The organism is Prevotella melaninogenica ATCC 25845, assembly GCF_000144405.1.
GTDB lineage: Bacteria > Bacteroidota > Bacteroidia > Bacteroidales > Bacteroidaceae > Prevotella > Prevotella melaninogenica.
In genome coordinates this window covers 1,552,102-1,572,145 of sequence record NC_014370.1, presented here as the reverse complement: position 1 = coordinate 1,572,145, position 20,044 = coordinate 1,552,102, and the positions used below count along the sequence as shown (strand labels likewise).

The following is a 20,044-nucleotide window of genomic DNA, read 5'->3' as shown; positions in this document are numbered from 1 at the left end:
AAATGTTCAATAACGTTATATTGAAAGTCACAAAGATGCGCCGTACCCTCCTTGCTCTTGCTTTGTTGGGCGGCTCTTTGGCGATGCATGCTGATCGAGAGGATAGCCTTCAAAGTTATAACTACTTCTTCCTTGAGGCGATACGACAGCAAGAAATGGGCAACCTTACGGCTGCTTTCGACCTTCTGTGCCATGCACGCGACCTCAATCCACAAGCTCCAGAGGTTTATTATCAGTTAGCTGCTTTTTATGTGGATATGAAGAAGGATGCTGTGGCACGTGAATACTTCGAGAAGGCAGCAAGTCTTGACCCCGAAAACTCAGCTTATCAAGAGAAATTAGGAAAGCTTTATGTGTCACAGAAAGACTATCCTAATGCAATAAAAGCCTTCGAACGCCTTTATGAATCCAATAAAACGCGTTCTGACGTACTGCAAATTCTCTATCAACTCTACGGTTCCCAGAATGATTACAAGATGATGATCAAGTGCTTGGAACGTCTGGAAACACTGGAAGGAACCAATGAGCAGATTTCACTTAGTAAGATGCAACTCTACGAACAGATGGGAGAAAAGCGCAAGGAGTACGACGAGTTGAAGGCACTCGTTGACAGTCATCCGCTCGACCTCAACTATCGTGTGATGTTCGGAAACTGGCTTTTGCAGAATGGAAAGAAGAAGGAAGCACTTCAAAAGTACCGTGATGTACTGAAAGAAGACCCTGATAACTCGCTTGCCAAGCTTTCCATGATGGATTATTATAATAATATTGGAGACAAGGCTACTGTAAAAACAATCCTACAGGAACTGTTGCAATCGCCAAAAACAGAAAAGGAAGCGAAGTTAGAGTTACTCCGTCAGGTCATTACAAGCAGTCAGAAAGATAATACTCCAGATAGTACTGAGGTGATGAGGCTCTTCTCTGTAGCCTTAGCTGTTCCTCAAGAAGATGCTGATATCTATATGCTTAAAGCCGCATATATGACACTTCGCAAGCAACCAAAGGCTGCGGTCAATCGCGTTTATGAGCAAGCTCTTGAGGTAGAACCCGATAATTCGCGTGCAAGAATAGCATTGATACAGAATATTTGGGACACACAAGACTACGATAAGGTCATCGCTATTTGCCGACCAGCCATAGAATACAACCCAGATGAGATGGCATTCTATTATTTCCAAGGTATGGCTCAGTTCCAAAAGCACGACGGTGACGCGGCACTGGAGACCTTCCGCAAGGGAGTTGGACAGATAAAGCCAGACAGTGATCCAAGTATTGTTTCAGACTTTTACGCTATCATGGGTGATATCCTGCATGAGAAGGGTAGGAATAAAGAGGCTTTTCAAGCCTATGACAGCTGTTTGCAGTGGAAAGCAGACAATGTGGCTGCATTGAATAACTATGCCTATTACCTCAGTGAGGCGAATGAAAACCTCACAAAGGCAGAGCAGATGAGCTATAAGACTATTAAGGCTGAGCCAAATAATAGTACTTATCTTGACACCTACGCATGGATTCTTTTCCAGCAAAAGCGCTACGAAGAGGCAAAGATATATATCGAACAAGCGATTCGTAATGACTCTACACTGAGCAATGTAGTCAAGGAACACGCTGGTGATATCTATGCACAGACAGGCGATATAGAGAAAGCTCTTGAGTTCTGGAGGAAGGCTCTCGAAGGAAATAAGGAGAATGCGACACTGAGAAAGAAGATAGAACTAAAGAAATACATAGCAGAATGAAAAAAACTAAGATATTACTTGTAAGCATGACTGCCCTGCTGTTGGCATCATGTGGTACAAAGAAAGCTGTGATTCAGCAGAAACCAGTGCAGGATAACAAGGCTGCACAGCAGACAGCACCTGCTACAAAGGATAGCAAGATGCAGAGTGTTGTTGTCATGCAGCGTGTTGCAGACAATGCACTTTACCAAAAGAACCTTGTTTCAAATCTTACTTTTACGCTCAACGATGGGCATAAAGATATTACCGTACCAGGTATTCTGCGTATGCGTAAAGATGAGGTTATCCGTCTACAGTTGCTGATTCCAATTCTTCGTAGTGAGGTGGGACGTATCGAGTTTGCAAAGGATTATGTCCTCTTCATCGATCGCATCCATAAGCAGTATGTAAAAGCAAGCTACGATGAGGTAGGCTTCTTGCGTGATAATGGAATCAACTTCTATTCACTCCAGTCGCTTTTCTGGAATCAAGTGTTCATCCCTCGTCAACAAAAGGTGAGCGAAGCAGACCTCTCGCAGTTTGCTGTTGATGAGAGTAAAGCACAGACAGAGGGCTCAACCCTGATAAGTCTTAAAGACGGAAAGATGGATTATAAGTGGTCAGTTAATCCTAAGAGCAATCAGATTGTCCTAACAACTGTTACTTATAATAGCAATACACATGGTGCTTCAAAGCTCTCATGGAGTTATGATGACTTTAAAGCGTTTGGCTCAAAGCTCTTCCCTGCAAGTCAGATGTTGACAATCAATACACCAAAGTTTGGACAGAAGCCTGCAAAGACACTTAAGGCAAGCTTTGATCTTGAGAGCTTCAGCGATATCAGCGATTGGGAAGTTTTTACCACACCATCTGATAAGTATACAAAAGTAAGCGTAGAGGATATCCTCGGCAAACTAATGAACTTTTAAATGAAACGTCTTTCTTTATTATTCATATTGTCAATAATGTGTATGCTGAGTGTTTCTGCGCAGCATTCACGTAAGCATAGGAAACAGCAAAAAACAGCTGTGGCTCAATCCGTAGAACCCCAAACTACCGTAAAAGGTAAGGGTAAGAAAGCTGTAAATGCGATTAATAACAACCACGCTGTAGCACCTGCTACTCCTGTAAAAGGTCAGAAGCCAATAGTTGAGAAACTGCAAACTCAACCCCAACCGAAGGGCAAACAGCAGCAGGGTAAGCTACAACACCAGCAACAACTCAAGGGACAACAACCTCAACTCAAGGGTCAACCTGCTCAAGTGAAGGGTCAGCAAGTTGTCCGTGGTAAGGGTGCTGTACGCAACGCTCATGTTGGTAAGAAGGGTGCAAAGGGTCCTGCATACGTGACGACAGAGGAAATCAAAGGTTTACAACAGCAAAATTTGAAGTTGCAAAAAGAGATTTCAGAGCACGAAGAGGAAATGAAAGTAAAGCAGAAGGACGTTGACGACCGTCTGCAGAAGATTGTACGCCTTGATACTGAAATCGGTCAGCACCAAAGAACGATTGATACAATCGCCACAGATATCAAAGGATTGGATTCGAATATCGGTATTCTGAAAGGTCAGTTAGCTTCTCTTGAGGCACAGTTGGGCGAGCGTCGTGCTCGTTTCATCCGCTCTATGCGTTACATGGCACGTCATCGTAGTATTCAAGACAAGTTGATGTTCGTCTTCTCGGCAAAGAACCTGACCCAGATGTATCGTCGTCTTCGTTTCGTACGTGAGTATGCTGCCTACCAGCGTGCACAGGGTGAACAGCTCAAGGCAAAGCAGATGCAGGTAGATGAGAAGCATACACAGCTGAAACAGGTACGTGTCAATAAGAGTAATCTTCTCTATAAAGACCGTCAAGTACATGCTCAGATGGAGCGTAAGCGTGTTGAACAGCAGACGGTTGTAAGTTCTTTGCAAAACGATCAAAAGGTGTTGCAGGGTGTTATTGCACAGCGTCGTCAACAGCAGCAGGCTCTGAATGCACAGATTGACCGACTTATTCAGATTGAAATACAGAAGGCACGTGAACGTGCTATTGCAGAAGCAAAGGCGCAGGCTGCCGCTCGTGCCGCTGCTGCTAAGAAGCGAGCAGAAGAATTGGCACGTAAGAAAGCCGCTGCAGAGGCTGCCGCTCGAGAGAATGCGCGCCGTATTGCAGAGGCGAAAGAGCGTGAAGCAAAGGCAAAGGCTGCCGCTCGTGCTGCCGCTGAGGCTGCTGAGAAGGCTCGTCAGGAAGCCGCTGCTCGTGCTGCTGCAGCCAGAGCTGCTGCAGAAAAGGCACGTCAAGAGGCTTTGCAGAAGGAACGTGCTGCTGCTCGTGAGCGTGCTATTCGTAAGGTAGAAGAGCAGGAAGCTGCAGCTAAGGCTGCACAAGAAAAGGCTGAGGCTCGTGCTGCTGCTGAGAAGGCTCGTGCCGACCAGATGGCGCGTGAGGCTGAAGCAAATCGTGTGGCTGCCGAACGCAAGGCTGATGCCGACCGTGAACGTGCTGCTCGTGAGGCTGAAGCTGCAAGAGCTTCTGCTGCTGAAAACAATGATATGCTCAGTTCTGCCGACCGTGCGATAACAGGTAACTTTGCCAATAATCGTGGTAGATTGCCAATGCCATTGTCGGGTCAGATAGTTAGCCACTTTGGTCAGTACAATGTGGCTGGTATGTCAAATATTCGCTTGAACAATGATGGTATCAATATCAAGGGTGCTCCTGGCAGTGCTGTTCGTAGTGTCTTTATGGGCGAGGTGAGCGGTGTCTTCATGGCAGGCGGTATGAGTGTCGTGATGATTCGTCATGGTATTTATATCTCTGTTTATGCTAATTTGGGTTCTGTCGGTGTCAGCAAGGGACAGAAGGTTGGTACGGGACAGACCATCGGAACTGTTGGTAAGACGGGTATTCTTCAGTTCCAGTTGCGTAAGGAGACAGCTAAGTTGAATCCAGAGCAGTGGTTGCGTTAATAAGCATCCTATCTTATATATTAATAATGTGGGCTTATTGAGTTGAAAGTGACGATAATTCGCTTCGTGTTTTAGCGTCTTTCCAAGTTTAATAAGTACGTTACAACTAAATTATCTTCATGAGAAGGAATATTTCTTTTCATGAAGATAATTCTTTTTTATCATGAAGAAGAAGTTTTTTTATCATGAAGAAAAACCTTCTTCGGCAGCTGTCAGGTAAATCTTTTCCTTCTATTAGTTAGCTATTTGCCTCTTATTCCCCTTGTTATAATGGGTTTAATGCCCCTTTCTTCTCATCTTTAGCTGATGTGTTGATGCTTCGCACATATCGTGCTAAGGCTTCGCACATATCGTGCGGATGGTAAACACCAATGGTGCGGAGCGCTAAACACATTGAAATATGCTATGTAAATGGACTCAATTTGTTGATGAAAATTGCATAGAAGATATTATTGTGGATTCTTATCGTAGACTTTTAGCTTTCTAATAGGTACTCATGTTGAATTCGTTTTGTTCTATAAAAGAAAATAATTGTCCTGTTTTTCTCTGTTTGGTAGAGGAAAAGCAAAAGGGTAAAATTGCAATTTAATATCTAATTTATTTTTTGCTTTGCGGATAAATGTTTATATTTGCAGAAAATAAAGTACAATCAGTTATTTGAATAAAAGACTTTCAGGCTTTTTTATATGTGCTGATTTGGCGAAGATAAATTAGTAAACAATGCAGACAATCGGACATCTCTCTGTTCTTATTCACGAACAAGCAAAAAAATACGGAGCAAAACCAGCAATCACTTTCCGTAACTTTGGCAGTCTGGACTGGAAGACAGTGTCATGGAACCAGTTCTCAATGCGCGTAAAGGAAGTGTCAAATGCGCTCTTGAACCTCGGAATGAAGCCACAAGAGACTATTGCTGTGTTTTCACAAAACTGTATCCATCATCTCTATACAGATTATGGTGCATACGGAGTACGTGTGATTAGCATTCCGTTCTATGCGACAAGTTCTGAACAACAGATACAGTATATGATTCAAGATGCCAATGTAAAGTTTCTTTTCGTTGGCGAACAGGAGCAATATGACAAGGCGCGTCGTATTCAATCCCTTTGCCCTACATTGGAACGTATAATTGTCTTCGACTCAAGTGTACGCCTTAGTCAGCATGATCCAAACTCTATTTATTTCGCAGACTTCTTAAAGTTAGGTGAAGGTTTCCCACGTGAAGCAGAGGTAGAAGAGCGTTTGGCGCAAGCTAACTATGATGATATTTGTAATATTCTTTACACAAGTGGTACTACAGGTGAGAGCAAGGGAGTTATCTTGACTTATAAGATGTATCAGGCTGCTATGGATGCCAATAGAAAGAGTGTGCCTGTAAATGAAAAAGACCGTGTTATCAACTTCCTGCCGTTCAGTCATGTCTTCGAGCGTGGTTGGGCTTGTTTGTCTCTCGCTGCGGGTGCAGAATTGATTGTAAACACTTATCCAAAGGAGATTCAGCAGAGTATGCGTGAGACGCATCCAACAAGTATGGCTTCCGTACCTCGTTTCTGGGAGAAGGTTTATGTGGCTGTAAAGGAACGCATGGATAAGTCAAGCATCGTTCAGCGTAAGCTTTTCTATCATGCTTTGAATGTTGGAAGAAAGCGCAATATACAGTATCTTGCACGTGGAAAGCGTGTTCCTTTGACGTTGGAGATGGAGTATAAGTTTGTTAATAAGACTGTTTTGAGTCTTGTTCGCAAACAGTTAGGCTTGGAAAATCCACATCTCTTCCCAACAGCTGGAGCCTATGTTTCTCCAGAGGTAGAGGAGTTTGTACATAGCATCGGTATTAACATGATTGTTGGTTATGGCTTGACTGAGAGCTTGGCAACCGTTACCTGTGACCATGTAGGACAGCCTTATACCGTTGGTTCAGTGGGTAGACCGCTTGAGGGTATTGATATAAAGATTAGCGATGAGGGTGAAGTAATGCTGAAAGGTCCAACGATTATGCCAGGTTACTTCCGTCGTGATACTACTAATGCAGAGGCATTTGATAAGGATGGTTACTTCCATACTGGTGATGCCGGTTATATGAAGGACGGTGAGTTATTCTTAAAAGAGCGTATTAAAGACCTCTTCAAGACTTCTAATGGTAAGTATATTGCACCACAGATGGTGGAGGCGATGCTGTTAGTAGATAAGTTTATTGAGCAGGTTTCAGTGATTGCTGACCAGCGTAAGTTTGTTTCTGCTCTGATTGTTCCAGAGTATTCTGTATTGGAAGAGTGGGCAAGAGAGAATCACATAGAGTTCAAAGATCGTGAGGAGTTATGCCAAGATAAGCGTGTAAACGAGATGATGCGTGAGCGTATCGAAACCTTACAGCAGCGTTTGGCATCATACGAGAAGATTAAACGTTTCACCCTTCTCGCTCACCATTTCTCAATGGAAAACGGAGAGCTAACGAATACGTTGAAGCTAAAGCGTTCGGTTGTAAACCGCCGCTATCATGATGTGATAGAAAAGATGTACGAGGAGTAGGGAAGTAAATGAGTTGACGAGTAGACGTGTTGACGTGTAGACAGGTTAGTTGTTAAGAAGAATTAGGCTGTGTTTTATCAGCTTTAATAGTTTCACTCGGCTTGCTATTTTTGATAGTCTTACTCGTTCTACCAGTTCTCCTAACCCCATTCCAACGATAAAAGAATAAAGATGATAACAGCAGATCAGCTAAAAGATATCCAAGAACGCACTGAAGCGTTGCACCGTTACCTTGATATTGACAAGAAACGAATAGAGTTTGAGGAGGAACAACTCCGTACACAAGCCCCAGATTTTTGGGATGACCCAGCTCGTGCACAGGAGCAGATGAAGAAAGTTAAGGATATCGAGAAATGGGTTAAAGACTATGATAAGGCACGTGCGTTGGCTGATGAAGTACAGTTGGCGTTCGATTTCTATAAAGATGAACTTGTCACTGAGGAGGAAGTTGATACCGCATACGCTAAGGTTCTTAAGGTAATCGAAGGATTAGAGCTTAAGAATATGCTACGTCAGGAGGAGGATCCGATGGAGTGTGTGATGAAAATTAACTCAGGAGCGGGCGGTACGGAGAGTCAAGACTGGGCTTCTATGCTGATGCGTATGTATATGCGTTGGGGCGAAGCACAGGGATATAGAGTTACTATCTCTGATATACAGGAAGGCGATGAGGCTGGTATTAAGAGTGTGACAATGAAGTTCGAGGGTGGAGAATATGCTTATGGCTACTTGAAGAGTGAGAATGGTGTGCATCGTTTAGTACGTGTTAGTCCGTTCAATGCCCAAGGTAAGCGTATGACAAGCTTTGCCAGCGTCTTTGTTACGCCATTGGTTGATGATACGATAGAGGTATATGTTGACCCTGCTCGTGTCAGTTGGGATACCTTCCGTTCGAGTGGTGCGGGTGGACAGAACGTCAACAAGGTGGAGTCAGGTGTACGTTTGCGCTATCAATATGAAGATCCTGACACTGGAGAACAGGAGGAAATCCTCATTGAAAATACGGAAACTCGCGACCAACCGAAGAACCGTGCTAAGGCTATGCAGCTCTTGAAGTCGCAGTTGTATGACCGTGCAATGAAGAAACGCATGGAAGAACAGGCTAAGATTGAGGCTGGTAAGAAGAAGATTGAGTGGGGAAGTCAGATTCGAAGTTACGTCTTTGATGACCGTCGTGTGAAGGATCACCGCACTAATTATCAGACTTCTGATGTGGATGGTGTGATGGATGGTAAGATTGATGACTTCATCAAAGCTTATCTGATGGAGTTTCCAACGGAGGAATAGAAAGCTTCTTCCGTCTTCTCTGAGGGGAGGAAAGAGCCTAATGGGGAATGATTTGGATAAAGGTTATCAAAGGAAAAATCTGCAATTATCCTACTGTAATCCAATATTTCTCCTCCTTTTGCGGAACTTAGGGAGGTTTCTTCCCCTATTAATAATGATATACAACCTTTTAAAATAATATAACTATGAGTGAAAGAAGTAAAATAAATCGTAAGGAAAGAGAACTTAAACAAGAAAAGCAGGCTAATCGTGTCGTTGCTTGGTTGGCTGTGATTTTAGTCGCTTTGGGCGTTCTTACAATCATTATAGCATCAAATAGCTAATAGTAAACAGGACACAAATGATACGCGACTGTTATCTCTTAGATCGTGACAGTCGCTTATTATATTAACAATAGGGGTCTCATGAGTGGATTAGAGATTGAAAGAAAGTTCTTAGTTCATAAGAATATGGACTGGAAAAAGCATGCAAGTAGTTGTAGTCACATGCAACAAGGATATTTTGCAGCTGTTAATACTGTTCGTGTTCGTATCAGGGATGATAAGGGATATCTGACAATCAAAGGTCCATCACGTACAGGTGGGCTATCACGTTATGAGTTTGAAAAAGAGATTACACTGGAAGAAGCACAGCAATTAATGCTTTTATGCGAGCCAGGTGTGATTGATAAGCATCGCTATCTTGTACCTTTTGAAGGTCATACCTTTGAGATAGATGAGTTTCATGGTGATAATGATGGACTCGTCTTGGCTGAAGTGGAGTTAGGAAGTGAGGATGAATCGTTTGATAAACCAGACTTTATTGGCTTAGAAGTTACGGGTAATCGCCACTTCTATAATTCCCAGATGCGTCGCAATCCATTTAAGCTTTGGCGCGATATCGTACCAGAAGAATACCGATAAGCACGGCTATTGTCGAGCCAATAGCATCTGCGAAGAAGTCGAGCCATTCACCACTTCGATTCCCATTCGTACAGTAGGATTGAAGAACTTCAATGAGTCCTCCCATGATAATAGGTAGAAACCAGACCCATACAATGATGAATTTGGGGCTGGGCTGCTTTGTATTGCGTAAGTATTCGAGGCTTATACTTAGGCCTAAAACTAAGTAAATAAGACTATGTGTCCACTTATCAATAAACCGAACAGAACTCAGTGGCGTTTCTGGAATAGTCATAAAACACAATATCCAAGTTCCAATTACAATAATACAACTAAATGGGTATTTAGTTAAGATGTGTTTTGTTATACTCATATTTTACTTCTAATTTGACACAAAAGTAGATATTTTTTCGTAAATTTGCGCATATATTCAAATCAAATTTATATGAGTGAACAAAAAAGAGCGAAGTTTGGAAGCAAGTTAGGTATGATTCTTGCCACTGCAGGCGGTGCTGTTGGTTTGGGTAATGTATGGCGTTTCCCTTATATGACAGGTCAGAATGGTGGTGCTGCTTTCATTCTTATTTATATTGGTTGCATCTTGTTATTGGGCTTGCCTTGTATGATTAGCGAGTTCATTATCGGTCGTCATGCAGCCTCAAATACGGCACGAGCCTATACAAAGTTGTCTAATGGGAGTGTTTGGAAGTGGGTAGGTTACTTAGGAGTGCTCACTGGTTTCCTCATTACGGGCTATTACGCTGTCGTTTCGGGTTGGTGTTTGCAATATGGAGTAGCCTCCGTAATGAATCATCTGCATGGTACACCAGATTATTTCAAGTCTTATTTTACAGACTTCTCTACCAATCCATGGAAGCCAGTTCTATGGACAGTAATGATTCTACTTTTCACGCATTACGTTATCATTCATGGTGTTAGGAATGGTATCGAGCGTGCTTCAAAGATTCTGATGCCAGCCCTCTTTGTGCTTTTGGTGGCTATTGTCGTTGCATCTTGCCTTCTTCCAGGCGCAAGTAAGGGCGTAGAATTCCTTCTGAAGCCCGACTTCAGTAAGGTAACAGGCGATGTATTCTTGGGCGCTTTAGGGCAATCATTCTATTCGATGAGCATTGCGATGGGGTGTATCTGTACATACGCCTCTTATTATAGTCGTCATACAAAGTTGTTGAACTCAGCAGTACAGATTGGTATCATTGACACCTGCGTTGCTATTCTTGCAGGTTTGATGATTTTCCCAGCTGCATTCTCTGTGGGAGTAAGTCCTGATAGTGGACCATCTCTTATCTTCATCACCCTTCCAAATGTCTTTGAGCAGGCCTTTGCAAGTATGCCTATAGTTGGCTATATCATTTCAATGGCATTCTATCTGTTGCTTTCAATGGCAGCGTTGACCTCATTGATATCCCTACACGAAGTGAGTACAGCCTTCTTCCAAGAGGAGTTACACATCAGCCGTCCACGTGCTGCAATGATTGTTACGGCTGGATGTTCGCTTATTGGTGCAGTCTGCTCGCTGTCATTGGGCGATTGGAGTTTCCTCAAGGTGGCAGGTGTCGACCTCTTCGATGTCTTCGACTTTGTGACAGGACAAATCTTCCTACCTATAGGAGGACTTCTCACCTGCCTATTCATAGGCTGGTATGTACCAAAGAAATTAGTGAAGGACGAATTTACCAACTGGGGAACCACACGTGGTATCTTCTTTGGTGCCTATTACTTCCTCATCCGTTTTGTTTGTCCATTGGCTATTCTCGCAATCTTCCTACATCAGTTAGGTGTGTTCTAAGCCATTAGGTACGCAATTTTCCTCTATCTTCTCTATCCTTGAAAAGTATGAGAAGAAATCCTATACCAACCCTTCTCCAATAGGAGAGGGGATGGGTAAGAAAAAAAGAAGTATTAACTTCCAACATTAATTTACAACCTATTATCACCAACTAATACTTAATAATCCTCTAACCCCTCCCTTATATCTATAATGATTTCTTCTTTTGAAGGATTCATCAGAGTTTAAACACTGTATACTATGAACCTAAAATCAATTTTCTATCTCCATCGTTCCGATCGAAAAGTGCTGTTGCTACTATTGCTGTTTATCGTTGGTAGCATTGGTTTGATTATCTTTGTTGGCAATCAAACAACGGAAACTTCTGCTGTGAAAAGCGATAGTATAAGTAAGAACAAACCCACTTCTTTCTCCCGTAAAGAGCAACTTCCTATAGTTGAAACGGCAGAAGGAAAACACCTATTTCCTTTCGATCCAAATACAGCTACAGCCGAAGAGTTGCAGCAGTTAGGCTTGGCTCCTTTCCAAGTACGTAATATTATCAAGTATCGTTCTAAAGGAGGAGTCTATCATTCACCGATGGACTTTGCCCGCCTCTATGGTCTTACACGCAAACAGTATCGAGCGTTAGAACCCTATATAACGATTGGTGATGATTACGAACCAGCCTCCACACTCGCCTCTGTACAAGCTTATATTGCTCAAAAAGAAGCTGATAAGCAGGCTGCTCATGCAGCTTATGAGGCCTATAAGGCGCAAAACACGTATAAACCTAACAGAGGGTATGACCGTGACACCCTCCGCTACCCATTGAAGCTAAAAGTTGGTGAACATATCAATCTCGTTACGGCTGACACAACCCAGCTAAAGAAGGTCCCCGGTATTGGCTCTGGGTGGGCGCGTGCCATCCTTAACTATGGTAAACGATTAGGCGGATATGTTGCTGTGGGACAACTGCAAGAGATTGAAGGGTTCCCAGAAGAAAGCCTACCTTACTTCTCTATTGCTAACCCACAGACAGAGAAGATAAACCTAAATACTGCAACTCTCGCACAACTTCGTAAGCATCCTTATGTGAATTTCTATCAGGCTAAGGCTATTTGCGACTATAGACGGCTGAAAGGAAAACTAACCAGTCTCTCACAACTCCACTTATTAAAAGACTTTACGCCCGAAGCAATCGAACGTCTGCGGCCGTATGTCGCGTTTTAGGTAGTCATGTTTTATAAGCGATTATAGGGTTCTGATAGAAACTCTTTACTATCTTTTTTCGTTGTGTTGATGCTCCGCACCAATGGTGCTCACCATTCGCACCAATGGTGCGGGGCGTTAATTCCCTTGCTATCTATCGTTGTGTGGAATCTAATAGCAATCACTCCAACAGCTTGAAGATGATTTCTGATAATAAAAAAAGACATTCATTGCTTTGCATTGTCTTTCATTTAGCTTACCTTTGCACAAAGAATAAAGTAAACGCAATGGATATACAGGAGATTTACAAGATTTACCAAGCGCACCCTGTTGTGACCACAGACAGCCGTAACTGTCCTGAAGGAAGTATTTTCGTGGCATTGAAGGGAGCATCATTCGATGGTAATAAGTTTGCAGAAGCTGCTTTAGAAAAGGGCTGTAGCTATGCGATCATTGACGAAAAAGAATATGCAAAGGCAGGCGACGAGCGTTATATCCTCGTTGATGACGCCCTTGTAACTTATAAAGAATTGGCACGCGAACATCGTCGTCAGTTCTCAATCCCTGTGATTGGTATTACAGGAACAAACGGAAAGACGACAAGTAAAGAACTTATCTCTGCCGTATTGGCTGAGAAGTTTAATGTACATCATACGGAGGCGAACTATAACAACGATGTAGGTGTGCCTCGTACGTTGTTAGGTATTCGTCCAGAACATGAGATTGCAGTTATCGAGATGGGTGCTTCTCATCCCGGTGACATTGAGAAATTGGTTACATACGTAGAGCCAACTTGTGGTTTGATTACTAATGTCGGTCGTGCACATCTTCAGGGTTTTGGTAGTTTTGAGGGCGTAAAGAAGACCAAGGGTGAACTTTATGATTTCCTTAAAGCTCATGGTTGTTTACTGTTCCTCAACGAGAGCAATCCCGATTTGACGGAAATGGCAGAACAGCGAGCGTTTGATCGTATCATAACTTACGGACAAGATGAGACCGCTGATGTGCAAGGTTATGTTGTTAGCTGCGCTCCGTGTTTGAAGTTTGAGTGGCAGTCATCAAGCCTTAACACCCATCACCCATCACCTACTATCTACGAAGTACAGACCCATCTCATTGGTTCTTACAACTTAGATAATATGTTGGCAGCCATAGCTATTGGTCTTCACTTTGGTGTTACGCCACAGCAAATCAACTATGCTCTGGAGAACTATGTGCCTCATAACAATCGTTCTCAGTTGACTGAGACAGCACATAACAAGCTTATTGTGGATGCTTACAATGCTAATCCATCCAGTATGGCTGCTGCGATAGAGAACTTCCAACTGATGGAGGTAGAGAATAAGATGGCTATCCTCGGTGATATGCGTGAACTTGGAGATGCGTCTGCAGAAGAACATCAGAAGGTTGTGGAATTGCTTAAGGCTACAGACATTCGTAATGTATGGCTTGTTGGAGAGGAGTTTGGAAAGACACAAACCGATTTCCGCAAGTTCCGCGACATTGATGAGGTGAAAAAGGAGATAGCTCTTCATCGTCCAGAGGATCATTATATCTTGATAAAAGGTAGTAATGGCATCAAGCTTTTTGAGCTTCCAGCCTTGCTATAACAAGAAAGAAAAACGGCGAGAAAGTTTGTGTTAGTTCCGAGAAAATAGTTAACTTTGCACTTGCTTTTAAGCTATCGGGATGTAGCGCAGTTGGTAGCGCACTACGTTCGGGACGTAGGGGTCGCCAGTTCGACTCTGGTCATCCCGACAGAAAAAGGGAAGAAGCCGTTTGGTTTCTTCCCTTTTTGGTTTTATTGGGCTACTTAGCCTTATTAGCCTAATTAGGCCTATAAGCCTTATTAATTATCATTCTCTTAGTTTTTCTCTGCAATCTTCAAGGATTGCCATCAACTCATCTATCTTTGTTGTGCGCAACATAGCGATGCGTGTCTTCTTAAAATCGGGGATTCCTTTGAAGATTGGCGATGCTGCTAAGTGTCGGCGGGTATGTAGAATACCACGATGTTCGTCGATACGTTCCACATTAATGCGTAGCATTTCTTCAAGTATATCGATCTTGTCATCGATAGTCAGCTGCTTCTCACCTTGATTAAAGAGCCACGGACAACCGAAGGTTGCACGGCCAATCATCACCGCATCAACACCATAACGGTCGAACTTCTCGTGCGCTTCTTCAATACTTGTAACATCACCATTGCCAATGATGGGGATATGAATGCGTGGATTGTTCTTCACCTCACCAATCAATGTCCAGTCTGCCTCGCCTGTATACATCTGTGCGCGAGTGCGTCCATGAATGGTTAATGCCTGTATACCACAGTCTTGTAGTTGCTCAGCAAGATCGGTGATAATGAGGTTGTCGTTGTCCCAACCTAATCGAGTCTTTACAGTGACTGGTGTGTTGACAGCCTTCACTACCTCTCTTGTGATGTCAAGTAGCAGTGGGATGTTCTTCAACATACCAGAGCCAGCACCCTTGTTTGCCACCTTCTTCACTGGACAACCAAAGTTAATGTCAATCACATCGGGCTTTACCTGTTCTACAATCTTAGCTGCTTCAACCATTGAAGCTACATCCCTGCCATATATCTGTATTCCTACAGGACGCTCACTATCGTCAATGACTAATTTTGAAAGTGTCGACTTGATACTACGGATGACGGCATCAGCCGACACAAACTCCGTATATACCATGGCTGCACCGAAGCGTTTACACATCTTGCGGAAGCCAATATCTGTCACATCTTCCATTGGAGCCAAGAATAGTGGGCGTTCCCCCAAATCTATTGTTCCTATTTTCATAGGTGCAAAGGTAACGAAAAGGCTTTGAATAGTAAAGGAGTAAGAAGGCAAAAAAGTAAAAGGAGGGAAAGTTTTAATATCCTTCCGTTAAATGTATGGACGCTTTTCGTATTGCTTTAACGTAAGAGCCGAGGTTGCTCATTAAACAAAAACTTGGCTAAGACAGTCAGCATTCTATCCTATTATCATCCTCTGATATTGAAAATCATTTCTTTTTGGACTTCGAAAAAAGGCAGACAGTGATTTGAAAAATCATTACATAATTCCAAAGAAAATATCTATAAATAACGGCAAAACCACATACAAAAAGCAGGTTTGCAATTAACAGAGAATCAGGAAGTTATCAAGTAATAAAATAAAAGGTGCTTAATTGGACTTCAAAAGGGCGTTAGTAAGGGGCTTAAAGGGCACCTTTTGCAAGCCAATTGGGCGTCTTTTAGAAGCCAAAAGAGCATGTGTTGGTTTTGAGTTGTACGAAAATAATTTACAAAATTTAGTTAATAAGGGAATACGTTGATAGTAGAAGACAGATAGACATTGCAGCTAATTACATTTATTATGTAGTTTATCCCCCCTTTGTAAAACCATCTAATTAGAGGTAATCATACCATGTATGCGGATGAATCTCATTCTATTAACAATCTACGCATTTAATGGAAGAACTGTTTTTAAAAGCTAATAGGGTAAGGAAATGAAAAGGAAAGGGAAGAAAAAGGGAAAGTTGTTTTTCAATCTTAATTATTTTGTACTACACAAAATATGTAGTATTTTTGCAATATAAAGTTCACGTATTATGGATGATCAGTATAAAATCCCCTATTTGAACGCTGTTATCAGAACGTTTGGTGATCGCTTTAACTTGACGGTACAGCAATCTTTCCGCTATCTTTATAACTTTAAGGGAATACAATTTCTTTTAGAGTATTATGACGTGGAACATACATTGTCTATAGATGATACGGTAGATGACCTTATCAAAGTTTGTCAAAAGAATGGAGGAGAATTAGCATGAGACTCTATCATGGTACTAATACTGATTTTTCAGAGATTGATCTTGCAAAGTCTTTCCCGCTAAAAGACTTCGGACAAGGCTTTTACTTGACGACAATACGTGAGCAGGCAGAACGAATGGCGAAACGAAAATACGAGGCGTTGGGGGGCAAAGCCATTGTACAAGAGTATGAATTCGATGAGAGTTCCTTACATAAAGGTGATTTGAAAGTGCTGATTTTTGAAGGAACTACCCCTGAATGGGCAACATTTATCTTTAATAATAGGTCAAGAAACAAAAACTATCAGCATGATTATGATATCGTTGTCGGACCTATAGCAGATGATGGAGTAGCCTTTCTTATCAACCTGTACACTACGGGAGCAGTCACTTTGGCACAGTTTACAAGGATGCTTAAGTTTAAGAAGCTCAGTAATCAGTATTTCTTTGGAACTGAAAAGGCTGTAAAACAATTAAGAAGAATAAAGTAATGACACAACAAGAAAGATTTAAACACCTTGTCAATTTCACTATTGATGAGCTGACAACTTATCTTATAAAAGACTTTCATTTGGATACTGCAGAAGCTTTGGATATTGTTTATTCTTCAAAGACACTTGAACTTCTGCAGAACAAGCGGACTGGACTTTATTACCAGAGTCCAGGCTATGTGTATCATTTGCTCAAGAAAGAGTATAAGACTGGACAGTTGCCACAAGTCAACTAATCTTTATTAAAACGATTATCTAAATTTAATTTACAGCCATCTTTGCAACCGAGTTGCAAAACATAATCTTTATCTTTGCAGCAGAATATTAATGCAGTAACAGGTTTTAGATTATGAAAAAGAAACTTATAAGAATCATTCTTACGGCTGTACTCCTCGCTGGAGCATGGTTAGTAGAGCATTTCACAGCACTTCCAATGTGGCAGGTGTTGCTTGTTTATTTGGTTCCTTATCTGGTTATCAGTTATGATGTATTAGGTGAAGCGGTTGAGGGAATCATGGAAGGCGATCCTTTTGACGAGAATTTCCTTATGAGTATTGCGACTATCGGAGCATTGCTCATCGGTTTCCTTCCCGGTGCCGAACCACAGTTTATCGAAGGAGTCTTCGTGATGTTGTTCTTCCAATTAGGCGAACTCTTTGAGCATTATGCGGAAGATAAGGCGCGCGACTCCATCTCTGAACTAATGGATATCCGTCCAGATGTAGCCAATGTAGAGCGAAACGGAGTGGTAGCGAGCGTAAGTCCAGAGGAAGTGAAGATAGGTGAGACAGTGATTGTTAAACCAGGAGAGAAGATACCGTTAGATGGAAGGGTGCTTGAGGGCAGTTCCAGCCTTAATACCGTAGCCCTTACGGGTGAGAGTATGCCACGTGATGTAAGTGCGGGTATGGAAGTTATCTCTGGTTGTGTTAATCTTTCGGGTGTGTTGAAAGTACAAGTTGAAAAGGCATATAGCGAGTCTACCGCTGCAAAGATTATCCAACTCGTTGAAGAGGCAGGTGATAACAAGTCACGCAGTGAGTCGTTCATTCGTCGTTTTGCACGTGTCTATACACCTATTGTGGTGATTGCTGCCCTTGCTTTGGCTGTTATTCCTCCGTTCTTCTATGATAGTTACGCACCAGCCTTTGGTGTTTGGCTCTATCGTGCATTGACCTTCTTGGTTGTAAGTTGCCCATGTGCTTTGGTTATTTCTATTCCTCTTACCTTCTTTGCGGGCATCGGTGGGGCTTCTCATAAGGGAATCCTCATTAAGGGTGGTAACTATATGGATGCTTTGTCAAAACTCTCTACGGTAGTATTCGATAAGACAGGAACATTGACACGTGGTACTTTTGATGTTGAGGCTATCCACCCAGAGAAACTCTCTGAGCATGAGTTGCTTCATTTAGCAGCCCATGTTGAACGTTATTCTACCCATCCAATCGCCCTTGCTCTCCGTATGGCATATGCGAATGAAAAGGATAATTGCATTGTTGAAGATATACAAGAAACAGCGGGACAGGGTATTACTGCCACTGTTAATAATCAGAAAGTAAGTGTTGGTAACAGCCGTTTAATGGCAACATTAGGTATTACAATCCCTACCTGCAAACGTTGTACGAGCCATGCGGGTACGATTGTTCACGTTGCGATTGATGGTGAATATGCAGGTCATATCGTTATCTCTGACCAGTTGAAGGCTGATGCAGTGAAGGCTATAGAGTCTCTGAAGCAGTTGGGGGTTAGTAAGACAGTGATGCTGAGCGGCGACAAGAGGGAAGTTGTTGAGCAAGTTGCTGAGCAGACAAAGGTGACGGAATATTATGCAGAACTGCTCCCTACTGACAAAGTAAAGCATGTTGAGCGGCTCATTGCAGAGAAAAATGCTGGTGAAACAATCGCCTTTGTCGGTGATGGAATCAATGATGCACCAGTATTGGCACGTGCTGATGTGGGCATTGCTATGGGTGCTTTGGGAAGTGATGCAGCTATTGAGGCAGCCGATGTTGTACTGATGGACGATAAACCTTCGAAGATAGCACTTGCCATAGAACTCTCATGCCGTACTATTTTCATAGCAAAGGAGAACGCATGGTTCGCCATCGGTATTAAAGTTGCAGTCCTTCTTCTTGCCACCTTTGGAATGGCAAGCATGGGATTAGCCGTCTTTGCTGATGTTGGTGTGATGGTTCTTGCCGTTCTTAATGCGATGAGAGCAAGATAGAAAGGTATTCTTCTCAATTTATTTTCATGAAAATAAATATTTTTCTTCATGAATGTAAATATTTATTTTCGTGAAAATAATTTCTTTTTTACATGAAAGTAATTTGGCATCTGTCGTAAAGTAGCTACGCAGATGCCTTTTTTAATAGTTTGAAAAGCATAATTTGATAAAGCAATAGACTGTTCTCTTTCGGCTTATCTGGCATTTCGAGTGATACTACTATTGGTCTTTGTGATGCAAGCCTATGATTCCCTTTGAGTTATTACGTTATTAATAAGGTTTTTATTGCTTAGTGATTCGGTGTGACATCGCTGTCCACACTATTGGTGTTCAGCGTCCGCACCATTGGTGCTGAGCCTTCGCACGTTGAGAAGAGATGAACTCTTTCACTCTTAAACAATGTTACAACCTTCTGCTTTTACGATAAAAATAATTACGAAAAAAGCCGAATAAGAAAACTTTTATGTAAGTTTGCAGTAGAGAGTTGATTGCTATGCAGATACGATTATTTCTATTTTTCTTGTGGCTTTTGCTACCCCTCTCATCACTTCAAGCACAGAAAGTGCTGGTTTGTGATGGGGCAACGCGCTTTCCGATACGTGATGTGTTGGTCAGTGTGGATGGGAAGAATGTGGGACTTACTACATGGCAAGGAATCATTAACCTACCTGATTCATTCCAAACAGCTACCTTTAAAAAGAAAGGTTATGCACCAGAGAAGTTATTTCGGAGTGAAGTTTTGCGTGATACCGTCTTCCTTTTCCCTGCAGAACATTATTTGGATGAGGTGGTGGTGATAGGTAAACAGGTTGTTGATGGGCGTGAACTGTTGAAAAAGATGCCGAAACGAGACATCTTAGAAAAACGCCCGTCTGGTGGACTTGGTGGTTTCGATTTAGGTCTTATACTTGACAAACGATACCGTAGAGACCGTAGGCATGTCAGAGAGTTGCGTGAAATTTTCAAGAAAATGGACGGTTTAGAGGATAAGGAAGATCCTATCCTCAAGGCTTATCGACAAACACAGCAGGAATTAAAAGCTGATTCTATTCAGAAAAAGAATGAGCAAAAAGAACTGAAGAAATAGCTTTTAGTGTGAGTATAGGTAAACGAAAAAAGCCCGATGGACAAGGCGAAGAAATATCACACTTGCCT

17 protein-coding genes and 1 tRNA gene are annotated in these 20,044 nt (G+C 42.3%); 16 read left to right on the top strand and 2 right to left on the bottom strand.

The window, feature by feature from the left end:
- The first annotated feature begins 2 nt into the window (after nucleotides 1-2).
- From HMPREF0659_RS06280 to HMPREF0659_RS06255, 7 genes are all read left to right on the top strand, one after another.
- Nucleotides 3-1,739 (top strand): tetratricopeptide repeat protein, encoded by a 1,737-nt coding sequence (locus HMPREF0659_RS06280; protein ID WP_013264269.1) that lies wholly within the window; start codon nucleotides 3-5, stop codon nucleotides 1,737-1,739.
- Nucleotides 1,736-2,647 carry a DUF4292 domain-containing protein gene (locus HMPREF0659_RS06275; protein WP_013264029.1) on the top strand — a complete coding sequence of 304 codons (912 nt, stop codon included), beginning with the start codon at nucleotides 1,736-1,738 and terminating at the stop codon, nucleotides 2,645-2,647. Before HMPREF0659_RS06280 ends, HMPREF0659_RS06275 begins: the two co-directional genes overlap by 4 nt.
- Nucleotides 2,648-4,672, top strand: a complete 2,025-nt coding sequence (locus HMPREF0659_RS06270) for a murein hydrolase activator EnvC family protein (RefSeq protein ID WP_044045918.1) — start codon at nucleotides 2,648-2,650, stop codon at nucleotides 4,670-4,672.
- Nucleotides 4,673-5,392: 720 nt separating this feature from the next.
- Nucleotides 5,393-7,201 carry an AMP-dependent synthetase/ligase gene (locus HMPREF0659_RS06265; protein WP_013264368.1) on the top strand — a complete coding sequence of 603 codons (1,809 nt, stop codon included), beginning with the start codon at nucleotides 5,393-5,395 and terminating at the stop codon, nucleotides 7,199-7,201.
- 171 nt (nucleotides 7,202-7,372) lie between these two features.
- Nucleotides 7,373-8,488: a peptide chain release factor 2 gene (prfB, locus tag HMPREF0659_RS06260; protein ID WP_004361424.1), complete on the top strand. Its 1,116-nt coding sequence runs from the start codon at nucleotides 7,373-7,375 to the stop codon at nucleotides 8,486-8,488.
- Between the two features lie 185 nt (nucleotides 8,489-8,673).
- On the top strand, nucleotides 8,674-8,811 hold the full coding sequence (locus tag HMPREF0659_RS12750) for a hypothetical protein (protein WP_167310034.1): 138 nt from the start codon (nucleotides 8,674-8,676) through the stop codon (nucleotides 8,809-8,811).
- Nucleotides 8,812-8,892: 81 nt separating this feature from the next.
- The gene (locus tag HMPREF0659_RS06255) at nucleotides 8,893-9,390 is read left to right on the top strand and encodes a CYTH domain-containing protein (RefSeq protein ID WP_013264538.1); all 498 of its coding nucleotides are present in this window, start codon (nucleotides 8,893-8,895) and stop codon (nucleotides 9,388-9,390) included.
- On the opposite strand, the gene HMPREF0659_RS12745 is transcribed toward HMPREF0659_RS06255, so the two are convergent.
- Nucleotides 9,350-9,664, bottom strand: a complete 315-nt coding sequence (locus HMPREF0659_RS12745) for a VanZ family protein (RefSeq protein WP_308339921.1) — start codon at nucleotides 9,662-9,664, stop codon at nucleotides 9,350-9,352. The two genes, HMPREF0659_RS06255 and HMPREF0659_RS12745, sit on opposite strands and share 41 nt — an antisense overlap.
- Before the next feature lie 150 nt (nucleotides 9,665-9,814).
- Here HMPREF0659_RS12745 and HMPREF0659_RS06245 point away from each other — a divergent pair, with 150 nt between their 5' ends.
- From HMPREF0659_RS06245 to HMPREF0659_RS06230, 4 genes are all read left to right on the top strand, one after another.
- Nucleotides 9,815-11,176 carry a sodium-dependent transporter gene (locus HMPREF0659_RS06245; RefSeq protein WP_013264583.1) on the top strand — a complete coding sequence of 454 codons (1,362 nt, stop codon included), beginning with the start codon at nucleotides 9,815-9,817 and terminating at the stop codon, nucleotides 11,174-11,176.
- A 240-nt stretch (nucleotides 11,177-11,416) separates the two neighbouring features.
- Nucleotides 11,417-12,388, top strand: coding sequence for a ComEA family DNA-binding protein (locus HMPREF0659_RS06240; protein WP_013264614.1), 972 nt, complete (start codon nucleotides 11,417-11,419; stop codon nucleotides 12,386-12,388).
- A gap of 266 nt (nucleotides 12,389-12,654) precedes the next feature.
- Nucleotides 12,655-13,977: a UDP-N-acetylmuramoyl-tripeptide--D-alanyl-D-alanine ligase gene (locus HMPREF0659_RS06235; protein ID WP_044045916.1), complete on the top strand. Its 1,323-nt coding sequence runs from the start codon at nucleotides 12,655-12,657 to the stop codon at nucleotides 13,975-13,977.
- Between the two features lie 75 nt (nucleotides 13,978-14,052).
- Nucleotides 14,053-14,125 (top strand) — tRNA-Pro (locus HMPREF0659_RS06230).
- Between the two features lie 98 nt (nucleotides 14,126-14,223).
- On the opposite strand, the gene dusB is transcribed toward HMPREF0659_RS06230, so the two are convergent.
- The gene (dusB, locus tag HMPREF0659_RS06225) at nucleotides 14,224-15,180 is read right to left on the bottom strand and encodes a tRNA dihydrouridine synthase DusB (RefSeq protein ID WP_013264884.1); all 957 of its coding nucleotides are present in this window, start codon (nucleotides 15,178-15,180) and stop codon (nucleotides 14,224-14,226) included.
- A 793-nt stretch (nucleotides 15,181-15,973) separates the two neighbouring features.
- Between dusB and HMPREF0659_RS06220 the strand changes: the two genes are divergently transcribed.
- The 5 genes from HMPREF0659_RS06220 to HMPREF0659_RS06200 all read left to right on the top strand — a co-directional run bounded on the left by HMPREF0659_RS06220 (nucleotide 15,974) and on the right by HMPREF0659_RS06200 (nucleotide 19,976).
- Nucleotides 15,974-16,192, top strand: a complete 219-nt coding sequence (locus HMPREF0659_RS06220; protein WP_013264549.1) for a DUF3791 domain-containing protein — start codon at nucleotides 15,974-15,976, stop codon at nucleotides 16,190-16,192.
- Complete coding sequence (locus tag HMPREF0659_RS06215; RefSeq protein ID WP_013264111.1) at nucleotides 16,189-16,662, top strand: DUF3990 domain-containing protein; 474 nt, start codon at nucleotides 16,189-16,191, stop codon at nucleotides 16,660-16,662. Before HMPREF0659_RS06220 ends, HMPREF0659_RS06215 begins: the two co-directional genes overlap by 4 nt.
- Nucleotides 16,662-16,898: a hypothetical protein gene (locus tag HMPREF0659_RS06210; RefSeq protein ID WP_013264250.1), complete on the top strand. Its 237-nt coding sequence runs from the start codon at nucleotides 16,662-16,664 to the stop codon at nucleotides 16,896-16,898. Before HMPREF0659_RS06215 ends, HMPREF0659_RS06210 begins: the two co-directional genes overlap by 1 nt.
- Before the next feature lie 113 nt (nucleotides 16,899-17,011).
- Nucleotides 17,012-18,889 (top strand): heavy metal translocating P-type ATPase, encoded by a 1,878-nt coding sequence (locus HMPREF0659_RS06205; protein ID WP_013263960.1) that lies wholly within the window; start codon nucleotides 17,012-17,014, stop codon nucleotides 18,887-18,889.
- Between the two features lie 493 nt (nucleotides 18,890-19,382).
- A complete protein-coding gene (locus tag HMPREF0659_RS06200; protein WP_013263967.1) occupies nucleotides 19,383-19,976 on the top strand; it encodes a hypothetical protein in 594 nt (197 codons plus the stop codon).
- The last annotated feature ends 68 nt before the right edge of the window (nucleotides 19,977-20,044 follow it).